8 protein-coding genes are annotated in these 13,494 nt (G+C 56.4%); 3 read left to right on the top strand and 5 right to left on the bottom strand.

What is annotated here, in order from left to right; translation table 11 throughout:
• Positions 1–91 precede the first annotated feature (91 nt).
• Positions 92–2,578, bottom strand: a complete 2,487-nt coding sequence (locus AS89_RS17185; protein ID WP_010131996.1) for a transporter substrate-binding domain-containing protein — start codon at positions 2,576–2,578, stop codon at positions 92–94.
• 395 nt (positions 2,579–2,973) lie between these two features.
• Here AS89_RS17185 and AS89_RS0108030 point away from each other — a divergent pair, with 395 nt between their 5' ends.
• Positions 2,974–4,155 (top strand): TIGR03032 family protein, encoded by a 1,182-nt coding sequence (locus AS89_RS0108030; RefSeq protein ID WP_010131995.1) that lies wholly within the window; start codon positions 2,974–2,976, stop codon positions 4,153–4,155.
• A gap of 2 nt (positions 4,156–4,157) precedes the next feature.
• Entirely contained in the window at positions 4,158–4,715 is a 558-nt protein-coding gene (locus tag AS89_RS0108025) for a hypothetical protein (RefSeq protein WP_010131994.1), read from the top strand.
• 36 nt (positions 4,716–4,751) lie between these two features.
• Here AS89_RS0108025 and AS89_RS0108020 read toward each other — a convergent pair whose 3' ends face one another.
• The 4 genes from AS89_RS0108020 to AS89_RS0108005 are packed head-to-tail and all read right to left on the bottom strand — an operon-like array spanning position 4,752 to position 7,925.
• Positions 4,752–5,951, bottom strand: a complete 1,200-nt coding sequence (locus AS89_RS0108020) for a sensor histidine kinase (RefSeq protein ID WP_010131993.1) — start codon at positions 5,949–5,951, stop codon at positions 4,752–4,754.
• On the bottom strand, positions 5,951–6,703 hold the full coding sequence (locus tag AS89_RS17180) for a response regulator transcription factor (RefSeq protein WP_010131991.1): 753 nt from the start codon (positions 6,701–6,703) through the stop codon (positions 5,951–5,953). The genes AS89_RS0108020 and AS89_RS17180 overlap by 1 nt, the downstream gene beginning before the upstream one ends.
• Positions 6,703–7,068, bottom strand: coding sequence for a DUF3019 domain-containing protein (locus AS89_RS0108010; RefSeq protein ID WP_010131990.1), 366 nt, complete (start codon positions 7,066–7,068; stop codon positions 6,703–6,705). The genes AS89_RS17180 and AS89_RS0108010 overlap by 1 nt, the downstream gene beginning before the upstream one ends.
• Before the next feature lie 2 nt (positions 7,069–7,070).
• Positions 7,071–7,925, bottom strand: coding sequence for a MipA/OmpV family protein (locus tag AS89_RS0108005; protein ID WP_010131989.1), 855 nt, complete (start codon positions 7,923–7,925; stop codon positions 7,071–7,073).
• Between the two features lie 420 nt (positions 7,926–8,345).
• Here AS89_RS0108005 and AS89_RS0108000 point away from each other — a divergent pair, with 420 nt between their 5' ends.
• Complete coding sequence (locus AS89_RS0108000; RefSeq protein ID WP_010131988.1) at positions 8,346–13,424, top strand: autotransporter outer membrane beta-barrel domain-containing protein; 5,079 nt, start codon at positions 8,346–8,348, stop codon at positions 13,422–13,424.
• The last annotated feature ends 70 nt before the right edge of the window (positions 13,425–13,494 follow it).

Below are 13,494 nucleotides of genomic sequence, written 5' to 3'. Positions count from 1 at the left end.
ATCGCTGTTTGGTAGCACGTGGCATGCTTGCCCGTGTGTGCGGCTGCTCGCCGAAGCACCCCTGTATTACCTCTTGTCGCAGCCGTTGGCATCAATGGCTTTTGGCCAGTGTGGGTGCCTCGCGTGCCTGCCCACACCGGGGCCCGTCGGTTTCCGACCCATAGTCACCGAGCCAGTCCGGCCACGCTGTCGCCACTATACAGTGCAGCGCGCCGATATCCTGTTGGCGCTGGTACGCCTCAAGCAACGACGCGTAGGTGCGGAAGCGCTGGGAAATTTTGCGCACGTAGTCGTAAGGTTCACGACCGCGCGCATAACCATAGCGGGCCTTGGAGTAATACTTTTTTTCCGACAGCAGCAGCATGGCGTTTTCCACATTGTCGAACCAGATGTTGCGATCCCAGCCTTTTTCCTCCGCCAGATCCTGCGCATCGTATACGTGACCAAGCCCGGCATTATAGGAAGCGAGCGTAAACCACATCCGGTTCTCGGGGCTGATACCCTTGTCCTCAAACTTGCGGTACAGCCAGCGTAAATACTTCATCCCGGCACGCACGCTGGTTTCAGGGTCGAACAGGTTCTTTTCACCCACCTGCTTGCCGGTATCCGGCATCACCTGCATCAGACCCCGTGCACCCACCCAGGATTTCGCTTTCGGGTTGAACGAGCTTTCCTGAAACATTTGCGCAACGATCAGTCGCCAGTCAAAGTTAAATTCTTCGGCATATTTCTTTACCAGTTTGTCGTAAGGGGAAATTTCACCTTTTTCGCTCAGGGATTTAATTTCATCGCGAGTGCGGCGTGGCTGGTCGAAATATTTTTTGTAGAGAGTTTCCCGTAACTTCACAATTTTTGGTTTGTTGAAGAACTTCTCTACCGCGGCGAGCAGCTCCGGATTGCTTTCGCGAACCATCCACGCGTAAAAATTATCTTCAATTTTCAGGTCATAAATTTTGACGATGTCGTCACGCCAATGTTTTTCCAGGCGCACCGTAATGTCGTCGGCAATGGTCAGATCGTACTCACCATCGGCCACGCGATCGAGAATTTGTGGAATGGTCAGGGTTTCGGATACCAGCTCAATGTCGATCTTTAATTCCCGGAATTCGGGCCGCTCTTGCAAAAGCTCCATAAGCAGCTCGTACTGACTGCTGGAACGCAGCAGATGGATGGTCCTGCCGTTCAGGTCTTCCAGCTTCTCCAGCTTGTCGCCGGGTTGACCCACAATCGAAACGGCTTCCTTGATGTAGTGTGGCCCAAAATCCATACCCGCCTCGTCGCGCGCCTCGGTGTCGGAGATCAGGCTTGCGGCGATATCTGCCTTGCCATCCCGCACCATGGTGAAGATTTCCCGGTGTGTAGGGGCAACCACGATTTCCAGGCGTACGCCGAGGTCCTTGGCAAATTTCTGCAGCAATTCATATTCGTAACCCATCACGCGTCCTTTCCACATAAAGTAGGTGCCTGGATGGTTGCGTGTGACCGCGCGGATTACACCTCTTTCCTTGATCTTGTCCAGGTCACCCACATGACGCGTGTAGGGACTGGTAAGTTTTATACTGCGGATGGCCTTATTCAGCTCTTCTTTTAGTTGCGGCGAGTTCTTGCGGATGCCAATGGTGAGAGGGTCTTCGCGCTCAAACACCACATTTTTTTTGAGGTTGTCGCGGAATTGCTGCACCAGATCGAAGATCTGTTCATCAATCACGGTAAAGTCGATATGCCCAAGTGATACATCGATCGCCAGCTCGACATAGTTTTTCGTAACCACCTCAAGTTTCACTCCGGGATTTTGCTCGGCAATTTCACGCCCGCGTGTCTCAAACACCGTGCCCTTGGTGACCGCGAGTGTTTTGCCCTGCAGCGAATCACCAGGTTTGACCTCGGGAACATCCTCCCGAGATATCAGCGTGTCATGCGTCTTGCCGGTTGCCTTGCTGAAATCAATGAGTTGTGCGCGCTCTTTGGTGGGCACCAGGTTGTTCGCGATAATGTCCCCTTTACCCTCGACCAGCAAAGGAATTAGCCGGTCAAAATTTTGCACAAACAGCACCACCGGCTTGAGGCCCAGCAGTTCGGCCTTGCGCCGTGCCAGTTCGATCTCGATATCCTGTTGCGTCGCTGCGCGGTGTAGCGAGTCTGTATTCGCGATATCGATCAGGATGCGCAACATGCCCCGCTTCCTGATCGCGTCCAGGTCACCGGTCTCGATATAGTTGTTGAACGCGCCTATGGGGTATTCGGCGGTAGTGTCCGGGTCCCACGCGGCACTGGGGCGCAGGTCGTCTTTTCCTGCCGCCTTGCCGGTGAACTTTTCATGGTTCAGGCCGGCAGCGGTGGCGATGGCCGTGGGTTCCGTTTCTTCATCGGCAGCGGTGTCCGTGTCTGTGTCGCTGTCTGTAGCTTCGTCGGCGTCGGTGGGTGTCTGGCCCTGTGTGTCAGATTCGGTGCCAGATTCGGCGCTACTCGCGGCCTGTTCCTTAGGCGACGAATCTTGCGCAGCGCGCTCGCAACCTCCGCAGAACAACAGTATGCAGACTAGGCAAAGCCCCACAGGTGCGCGCAAGTTGACGGCCATCGGTCCATCCCGGATTGGTGAAGGAATATCTTTAGTCTAGTTGTGGGACACCAGTTCGCTCAGTGGTGATCGGCGCGGCTGCTTGCGGTTGTTTGGGGGCTTGTCCGTCTACACATCAGAGCGCCGTTTTTAGCCTGACTAACTGGTTTTGTGGGTAGAAATAGTAAATCAGCGTGCAGAACTGGGCATGGGTAAAACTGCTTTCCACGTTACGGCGAATGATAAGTCACGCACCGATAAGGCCGATCGCGCCAGGCTACAAATTGTTACAAAGGGCCGTGCCAGTTGAGATGTTGGGCGGGGTACAGTGCTTGGCTGCTACAGGTAACTGCAGCGAGAGAATAACAAAGTGGCCTTGCGCAGCAGGGCATGCTAGAGGTAACTGGGTGAAGCACATGAGCAACGCAGACGTAACTGAGCCGCAAGAAGCGCAAAAACCGGACCAAGAAGTCATCGATCCGACAGCGGGAGACAGCGAAGCCGACAAAGGTGAAGCCTCGCAGCAGCAACAAAAGCAGCCAGAGCCGGTAAAGAAATCCTGCTCCGCTAATCTCGCCGGCTGGATGCGCCAAAACCAGTTGTCTGTAGCATTTACCTCCTATCAGTCAGGCCGTGTTTATATGGTCGGTGCCGAGCCTGGCGGCAAACTGTCGTTCCACGAACGTATCTTTCAGCGTGCCATGGGTATCGTCGGCAATCAGAAGCGTATCTACATGGGTGGCTTGTATCAGGTGTGGCGCTTTGAAAATGTGTTGCAGCCCGGACAGGTCGCCAACAAGATCTTCGACGCCTGCTACGTACCGCGCAATGCGCAGTTTACCGGCGAGGTGGATATTCACGAGCTGGGTATTCAGAAAGACGGCAAGATCATCTTCGTCAACACCAAGTACAACTGCCTGGCCGAGCCAAGCCTGACGCACAGCTTCCGCGTAATCTGGAAGCCGGAGTTCATCAGCAAGATCGTGCCGGAAGACCGCTGCCACCTGAACGGCCTGGCAATGGTGGACGGCAAGCCCAAGTACGTCACCGCGGTGTGCAAATCCGACACTATCGACGGTTGGCGCGAGCGCCGTGATAACGGCGGTATCATTATCGACGTCGAGACCAACGAGATTGTATGTGAAGGCCTGTCCATGCCGCACTCCCCACGTTGGGCCAACGGCAAGCTGTGGGTACTGAACAGCGGTACTGGCTACCTGGGTTATGTGGATTTCGAAACCAAATCCTTCGTGCCGTACATCTTCTGCCCGGGCTTTATGCGCGGCCTGCAGATTCACGGCGATCACGCTATCGTCGGTCTCTCCAAGCCACGCTACGAGCGTTTTGAGGGCCTGCAGCTGGATCAGAACCTGGCCGATAAGGACTCCGAGGCCTGGTGCGGTGTGCAGTTTATCAACCTCAAGACCGGTACCGTAGACCACTGGATTCGCCTCGACGGCCCGGTAACTGAGCTGTTCGACCTGACCGTGCTGCCCGGTGTGCGCTGCCCGATGGGGATTGGCCAGCAGAGTAAGGAAAACCTGACCATGGTGACCTACGAGGACGCCACTGGTACTAAGGCAGGTACTGGCGGCTGAACATGCAGAGCGGTTACCGTCAGCTAGCGGACTACAGCGGCTACCAGCTTTTCGACGTCTATCGCAAACTTGCCCCACAGGACGTACGCGCGGTGATCGACTTCTGGCGCCGCAACGATGCACTGCCAGAAGGCCTCGCCGAAGCGGAATTGCAGCGCCGTGCACAGCAGGTCGTGGTGATGGTGCTGCGCGACGGCGCCATTGTCGCGCTCACTTCTGTGTATGTGGCGGTCGCTCCGAGAGATGGCCAGCCCTATTATTTTTATCGCAAGTTTGTGCAGCCCGGGCACCGCATCTACCTGATGTGGCGTGAGATGCTGGCGCAGAGTTATGGGATTCTCAAAGATTGGGAGCCCAGCTTGTTACCGCGCAAACCTCTCGGCGTGATCGTGGTTCCCGAGAACCGCAAGCTCACCCGCCGCAGTGTGCTGCGGGCAGGAAATAAAATTGGTTTCTTTACCGTGGGATACCTGCCCAATGGTGATCCAGTATATGGGCGAAAATTCGATGAGACGGTGACAGAGAATCTTTCTGCGCAAGACGCCGCTCAGAGTGCGTAGTTTCTAGTCGCTACGCGCGCTCAGGGCTGACCGGGGTCACGCCCGGTTGGGCCAGCGCAGGGTCGCGCGGGTGCCGCCCAGGTTCGGAGACTGGTCCAGACGCAGCTCGCCCTCGTGCCACATCATTACTTTCTTCACGATGTACAGGCCCAGACCGTAACCCTGCTCATCCGTCGCGGAGCGGGTAAAGGCATCCGTGAGCTCCAGCGCGTCACCGCCCAGCCCGGGTCCATTGTCCTCCACGGCAAGGCAGCAGAAACCCTTTTCACTATCAAACTCAAAGCGAATGTCGACACGATCTCGCGCATATTTTGCCGCGTTAACCACCAGGTTTTGAATCGCGATGGTCAGCGAGTCGGGCTCCAGCCAGGCATCTTCATCGGGAAAATAATAGGCAATTTCCAGAGCCGGGCACTGGTGCTCCAGGTGTGAACCCAGGTCGGCAAAAAACGTCTCAAGAGCGTTGAGCTTCCGGGCGAGAAATTGTTCATGCACCTCGACTTGGGCAAAGTTCAGATATTTTTCAACCAGCTGCTCGATATCACGCGTAGCGCGGTCAATGACTTGTGCGCTTTCAGATTTTCTTTCTGGGTCGTCGGCCGACAGCGCCTGCTGGAATTTGATTCGTGCCAGCGGCATACGGATTTCGTGGGCGATGGTGCGCGCCAGGTCCTGATTCATCTGGAAATGGCTGGTTACGATATTGGCCGCACGACGGAAGGTTTCTGCGAGGGGAAAAATGGGGGATCGGCGGCTCAGTTGCTCTGGAATATGAAAGGGCTTTTTGCTGAAGCGAATGGCCTGGTTTTGCAGACGATTCAGATCGCTAAACATCGGCCAGATTAGTAACAGTAAAACCACCAGCATGGCGCCGATGAGCAGCAACCGCCACTGGGTAACACTGTGCGCCGGCTCATGGGGAAACGGCCCTATCTCCAGCACTGTATTGCCGTTGCGGTGGTAAAAAAGGATATGCCCATCACCAGCATTCAGGCCTACCACTTCACCATTATTTAGGCGCTGGCGCAGTGCGTCGGAAAAGTGAATGGCGTCTGCGGGGTAGCTCTGGGCCAGGGGGGTATCGCCTCTCTCGAGCGCCTGCGCCAGTTGCGCCGCACTGATGGTGTATTCCTCGGGAGCCGTGGAGTAGAGGCTATAGAGCGCCGCAACGGACGAGTAAACCACCACCAGGGCCAGCGCTAGCACGCTGACCATGCGCAACATTTGTAAGCGCATCAGGAAGTACTTTGAACGGTATTCAGGGAGTAGCCGCGACCGCGAATGGACTGGATGGCAACACCATCGGCGATGGCATCCAGCTTTTTACGCAAGCGACTCACGCGCATGTCAATTACACGATCGAGCCCATCAAACTCCCTCCCGATAACGCGCCGGAACAGATACTCACGACTCAGCAAGCGCGCGGGTTGCTCGGCAAAAATTTGCAGCAAATCGAACTCGTTGGTGGTGAGCGGAAGTAGCTGGTCGTGCACTTCAGCCTGTCTGCTCACCAGGTCGACGTTGAGCGGGCCAAACGTAATACTGGAGCTGCTGGGCACCTGGCCGTTCGAGGCGCGCAGGTGAGTTTCAATTTTTGCCCATAGCAGATGAGGATCAACCGGCTTTACCAGATAGTCGTTGGCACCTAGGCGAAGGCCTGCTACCTGGTCGTCCACCGAGCTGAGTGCGCTGAGGAAAATCAACGGACAGCGCAGTTGGCTGCGAAACTGTTCAAGCAAGCGAAAGCCACTGGCATCCGGCAGCACCACGTCGGCAATAATCAGATCGTATTCCTTGTGGTGTACCGCTTTCATAAAATCACTGCCACTGGCCGCATAGGTCACATCGCACTGGCGTTCGGCAAGGAAGCGCACAATCAGCGCGGCCAGTTGCTTGTCATCTTCGAGTAGCAAAATCCGGTATTTGCTGGGCGCGCTTTCTCCCTCAACGGGCCGTGCAGTATTTGCAGAATCAATCATGGTGTTCATCACAGGAGCCCCCAACCGTAGCGGCGGCGGTGTCGTTTGGGCTGATACTGGGCCACCTTGAGCACAGCATTGGCTACGCTCTGACCGTTCTCGTTGACGGTCACCTTAAAATGAATATCGCCGGCACTGCTGACGTACACTTTCAGGTCGTCATTGTCACCCCAGAAGCAGCGTACCCGGCCCTGACCGATAATGGACAGGCAGTAGCGCGCTTTGTCGTCTGCCTCAAAAGCAAGTTTTACCAACACACTGCACTGGCTCTCGCCCTCATCCAGTGCGCACATACTGGGCGTTGCACGTAACTCCGCGGCCATTGCCAAGCCGGGCAGTAGTGTCAGGAACAATATTTGGATTGCCCGCTTCATGGTCAGCGCCTGCTACCAAAGGAGTACTGCAGGCCGGCAAACCAGCTGAAGGTATGCGGATTTTCGATAAAGTCGAGGTTTCTTCCCGCTTCATCGTAGTCGTTATAGCGCGCTGCCAGGCGCAGTTCGAGTCGCTTGCCCAGGGGGTAGGAAAAATGCAGCCGTGCGTAGGTGTCGGTGGCATCGGCAGCGGGGTACTTTTGCAACAAGTGGTTGTAGAAAATGTCCGCTTCTACCTTGGTGAGCTGGTAGTAGTAGTTCACCAGGTCTACATCTTTCTGAATCGCGCCAACGCCAAAACCGACGGCACCGCCGAAAAGTGGGTATTGTTTGTCAAAGCTCAGGTGGGTTTCGCTGCCGTGGTGGACGTTACTCAGGTCGTGAAACCAGGAGAAGGACACATCCACCCATTTAGAGACCAGTGTCACACTGGGGCCGCCGACAATAGAGACCTTGCGTTCTACATCTGCGGGATCCGCCGCCTGAAACTGTGTAAGCCAGTTTGTTATCAGGCCATTGCTGAATGCGTCGGTCTTGTCCAGCTGGAAGAAGAGCCCGTCGTCGTTGGGGCGCGCTACCAGGTCCAGATAAACGTGTTCGTTCTCCAGCAGGCTATAGCCGACGGTCAGGTTACTGACAAAGAAACGTTTTCCGTAATAGCTGAATGATGGAAGGAAATAAGTCTCGGCATCCTGCTTTCCAGCCAGTGGATTTTCCAGGAAGCCGTAACCTGTGGCGAGGTTGACCTCCCACTCGGGTGCATTTACTTCTGACGGCGTGATGGCCCGGGCTTGTGCGCAGCCAAGGGCGAAGGCGCCGAGAAAAATCAGCGAGATTAATGGAGTACTTCTGGTCATCTGGCGAGCGGCGACGCTGTGTTATTACTATTGTGCTGCTTTTATTTTCAACGTTTGTATCACAGCGTAACTGGCCGCTCTACAGCGCCATTGGATTCCTTACAATCTGTTACAAAACAGAAATTTTTAGATTTATTTGTGGCAAAGTGGACGCTTGTCAAACAAATAGATTGTGCCAATTTTCCGACTTTTCGGTCGGTTCTGCGGCCGCCCCATCCTGTTTCTATCGCCATCCTGCGCCGCGATATCGGTTGCCCTAATCGCGGGCAGTGCGTCGCGCCCTGCGCACCTGACTGGTGCGTTTACAAACTGTTACGTGAAACCCTTGGAGAGCTTGATTCACCCCGTGGTTTTATCGGTCGCTGAAAAACTTCCGATAACAACGTGCTTACGCAACCATTCCACTTGGGGAGAGAATCGATGGCCAATAATAAAGGCTTTCCCAGCAACCCGAGCCAGCTGACCTCTGCGGTCCGCAAAGCTCTGTTTACTTCTGCCACCGTGACCGCGATTGCGGTGGGCGCACCCGGGCACAATGCTTACGCGCAGCAGGTAGGTGCCTGCAATCCGATTTCCACCGAATTCACCGGCGGCACCGTGGAGTGCAGCGGGGCTTTCGATGAGACCATCAACTACCAAGTTCAGGACTCCACCCTGGTTAGCGGTGAGGTAACGCCGGGCGATATTACCGTGGTGGTTGCCGAGGGCAGCACCGCTAACGGTATTGAGGTCAGCTCCATCGTTCCAGCCTCTGGTGAGGCGGAAGCCCAGGGCTCCGTCAGTATCGATAACCACGGCGACTTGACTCAGGGCGCTGGCGCGGCGCTCGAAATCCCCGAAGAAAACATCATCCACTTTGGCGATGATTACGGCCTGCGTAAGAGCGGCTCACAGGGTAATTACAGTGGTTATACCTACACGGGTTCCGTGGCGCTGGATGCCGATGGCAATGCGGTGGGCGACACCACCACTTTTACCGACGGCGTGGTACCAGCTGACCTAGCCGGCTATCTGGGTGTCGACGAGTCTGTGCTGGACGGTAACTTGCAGGACAACGGCGGTCCCATCGAGGACCTGAGCATCGTGATCGCCGCTGAGGGCGAGCTGCAGTTCGACGATATCGCCGCGATCAGCGCTGAGACCGACGCCGGTGCGATCGATATCGCCAATACCGGTGACATCAGCATGGGCAGCGGCCTCCAGGTGGAGTACCACACCCGCTACAGCATCAACAGCGGCGCCATGACTCCAATCGATGTGGACACCGATGGTGACGGCGTAGATGACCTGCGTCTCTACGCTGAGCGCAACCAGGTATTCCTGCCCGAGCAGGACCGCGCCGGCAACCGCTACCGCTTCGAGACTTCGGCCTCCGTGGTGGGTATCGATGCGGCCAGCGCCAGTGGTGATATCACCATCAGCAATGCCGGTAGCATCGACGCCGGCGACGTGGCCTTTGGTGTGCGCAGCCACACCGACAGCGGCGATATTGACATCAGCAACACCGGTGACATCAGTGTGGGTGCCGATTCCGTGGGCATCAGTGCAACCACCAGCGCCAGTGCCGAGCTGGTATACCAGTACGGTTACACCGTGGATAACGGTGTGACTTTTGAGCCCGGTAATGCCAGCCCGTTCAAGTACAAGGAAACCTCCTACACCCATAACACCACCGACTATGTGGGCAAGATCTACAACGCCGATGGTGGCGACAGCCGTATCGAGATTGCCAACGCCGGCAATATCACGGTAGGTGCGGCCGGTACCGGTATCCTGGCCCACAACCCCTCCGGTGATGCCATCGTTATCGATAACAGCGGTGACATTACTGTTGGCGCCGGTGTGGGCGGTACCGGTATCGACGCCGATGCCACCGCTGGCTTCAGCACCCAGTATAACGTCGACTACGCCCAGACTCCGGGCTGTGGTGGCTTCTTCGGCCCGGCTTGTGAGCCGCTGCCTTACGAGACCAATGTGGCCCCGGGCGAGGGCGTTGTTGCGGGTGACAGCTGGTATACCAACGACCTGAATGGCGATGGTGTGGAAACCCCGACCAAGCACTACTACAACCACACCGTAAAAGAGGGTGTCGGTTACGTTGAAGACATGGGTGATATCACCATCGTCAACAGCGGTACCATCGACATCAGCGCAGCTACCGAAGCTACCGGTATCCGTGCCAATACCCTGGGTGCCGCCGCTATCGAAAACAGCGGCAGCATCCTCGTGGGTAAAAACAGCACCGGTATCAGTACTTCAGGCGCCGGCGAGACCCTGGTGATCAATAGCGGCGACGTGCAGCTGGACGGCGAGGGCAGCCAGGGCCTGCAGATCAGTTCTTACATCAACCACCGCTTGAAAGGCAACGACAGCATTTCCCCTGAGGAAATCTACTCTGGCTTTGACCGGGATGTATTGAACGATGCCTACGCCGGCTTCGGTGGCGATACCAATGTCTACAACACCGGTAGCATCAGCGGCAACACCGTCAAGGAAGATGCACTGGTTTACAACGAAGTCGGTGACCTGGTTACGACCAACCCGAACCTTGAGCGCAGCGTCGGCATCCAGGTGTCCACCACCAACAGCAACCTCAAGGGTACCGATGTACCGTTCGCCATGTACGGCCCGGAAAGTGTTGCCGCCTGGAATGAAGAAAAGAGTGCTGACCTCAGCTATCGCGACAGCATCGAGTTCTTTGAGACTAATGTGATCAATACCGGCGATATCGCCCTGGGCGACTTGTCCACCGGTATCCGCCTGTCCGCTACCTACGGCGAAGCCACCATCATCAACAGTGGCAACGTATCCGTCGGCGACGGTGTGCTGGGTGAGCGCTATGACACCTTCAACCCGGTACGCTTGCATTCCGTGGGTATTTCCGCGAATCCAGGTGGTGACAGCTGGGCCAACAACACCGTGATCAACACCGCTGACGGTGCTGTGACCGCTGGCGACATCGGCATGGGCCTGATCGCGACCAGCGTCAGTGGTGATGCCATGGTGATCAATGATGGTACTGTCACGGTTGGCAGTGGTGCCACCATCGAAGCCAGCGAGCATCGCGAAACTGACTTCACCATCAACTCCGCGGGCATCCAGTCCAGCGTCGTACTGGGTGTGGATTCCTACGCGCTGGCGGCCAACAACGGCACCGTCACCACTGGCGACAACTCTGTCGGTATCCAGTCCACCAACTTCACCGGCCCGGGATTTTTCACCAGTGCGTTTGACCACCAGGCTACGGCTGTTGCTTCCAACACCGGTGTGGTTTCCACCGGTGACAATAGCTTCGGCTTGGCCGTGGGCGGTGCCAGTAACCTGGGTTACAACAGTGGTGATATCACCATCGGCAGCGGAGACTTCTACACCACTTCTTACACCCTGGGCTCTGCCGCTATGGGTACCGTCGGGGGTCTGCAGGGCAGCCTCTACACCACCTTGGTGAATGTGGGCAATATCACCACCGGTGACAATACCGCTGGCATCGCTGCCGAGGGCTTCGTGTTCTCTGCAGCGGTACAGACAGAAGACGGCCAGATTACCACCGGCGACAATACCTTCGGTATGCAGTCCATCGGTTACATCCAGGGTGTCACCCAGAATGCTGGCGCAATTTCTACCGGCGACAACAGCATCGGCATGCGCACCTACGCCATCTATGCCGCAGGTGTTAACTCCGGTGATATCGAAGTTGGCAGCGACTCCACCGGTATGAGCATCATTGGTGCTTCCGCCTACGTGAACAACGTCGGTGATATTGCCACTGGTGACAATGGCACTGGCATCGAGGTATTCAGCGGTACCACCCCGACCGTGGTTGCCAACACCGGTAACATTATTACCGGCGACAACGGTGTGGCGATCGAGATGGAGGGGCAGGACTACCTGAACATGGAAACCGGTCAGGTGATTGCCAATCTGGTATTCAACGGTGGCAACATCACCGGCTCTATCATCACCGGTGACAGCGACGATGTGCTGCGCAATGGCTTCCGTTACGACAACAGCGGCAACATTGCCGGCGTTGGCAGAATCACCCTGAACGATGCAGCTATCGACATGGGTGCAGGTCGTAACACCTTCATCAACGAATCGGGCGATATTGTCTTCTCTGGTGACAGCGCGATCGACCTGGGTGCCCAGGGCAGCATGGTCAACTACTCCGGCGGCGCCAACTACGTCACTATTTCCAGCCTGGATGATCAGGTGGGTGACACTTTAACCATCAACAGCGACGTGACCTTTGCCAACATCCAGAGTGTGGGCAGCCTGTTCCTGGTGGATGTCAGCTCCACTGCAAATGACAGCATCGTAATTAACGGCGACCTGAATGTAGTAGACCTGCTGAATGAGGCCGGAGACACCCAGCCGGGTGATCTGCGCATTGCCATGAACGTTACCGACCAGAGTAAGGGCGCGCAGACCACCGCTGCCATTCTCACCGTCAATGGCGAACAGGAAGTGGATAGCGTTTCTCTGGCCGCCCTCGGTGGTGACTTTGCCGATACCATCCTCGAAGCAGAAATGCAGCAGGATGGCAACGGCAACTGGGTAATTGCCTACACCGCCGGTCTGTCCGACCTGGGTGCTGCGGCGAGCTCCGTGTCTCACCTGGCGGAAAGCTTCTGGATGCGCTCCACCTCTGCGTTCTTCGATAGTGAGCGGGCAAACAACATCGGCGAGACCAGCCGTGTGGCAGGCCTGCACGCCTGGTCCAGTGTGTTCCACACCGACAGTGATATCGACAGCAAGTCCGACCTGGCTGCACAGAACCTGGCGTATACCCAGCTCCTGAGCAATCAGATGGCTGGTGCCACTTACAACGCCAAGCTGGGTAGCAGCTGGCTGTCTATCAGCCCGATGGTTGGTCAGGGCTCCGCCGATGGCAACCAGCTGGCACAGCAGTCTGGTGCCGCGCTGGATACCGAAACCTTTGCCCTGAATGCGACGTTCAGTCTGCGTGACTTCTATGTCAGCGCCATGGCGCAGCAAGTTGATTTCGATGCGCACATCCATGCCTACGATTCTGCCGCCGCAACATCCGGTAAAGCGGAAGGTGTGAGTATGGAAGCGGGTTGGACCTACTTGATGGAATCCGGCATGGCACTGACCCCGTTCGCACAATGGGAAAAAGTGGGTGTAGAAGTGGATTCCTTCAGTAGCTCTGATGGCAACTACGACTACAACTACGAGCTGAACAGCACCCACCGTGCACGTCTGGGCCTCAGCCTGCGTAAGTCCTTCAAGCTCGCTGACGGCTTCGCGTCTCCGTATGCCACCTTCAGCGCCAATGATGTGAACAATGCAGCGATCCACGACCTGACTTCTAACGACGTGCGCTTCGGCAGCGATATCAATGGTAGCGGCCTCAACATCGACTTCGGTGTCGATGGTAAATACAAGCTGTGGACCTTCAAGAGCGGCCTCGGCGTACACAGTGGTGAGACTGACAAGAACGGCTTGAGCGGGCACTTCGCGATTTCTCGCAGCTTGTAAGTCACACCATTGCACTCGTTGCAATAGCGGGGGCGCGCGGCGCCCCTGCTATTCGGTAAGTCAAAGAATT

Source organism: Microbulbifer agarilyticus S89, from assembly GCF_000220505.1.
GTDB lineage: Bacteria > Pseudomonadota > Gammaproteobacteria > Pseudomonadales > Cellvibrionaceae > Microbulbifer > Microbulbifer agarilyticus_B.
The sequence above is the reverse complement of the archived record's forward strand: the minus strand, read 5'-3'. Positions and strand labels throughout refer to the sequence as shown.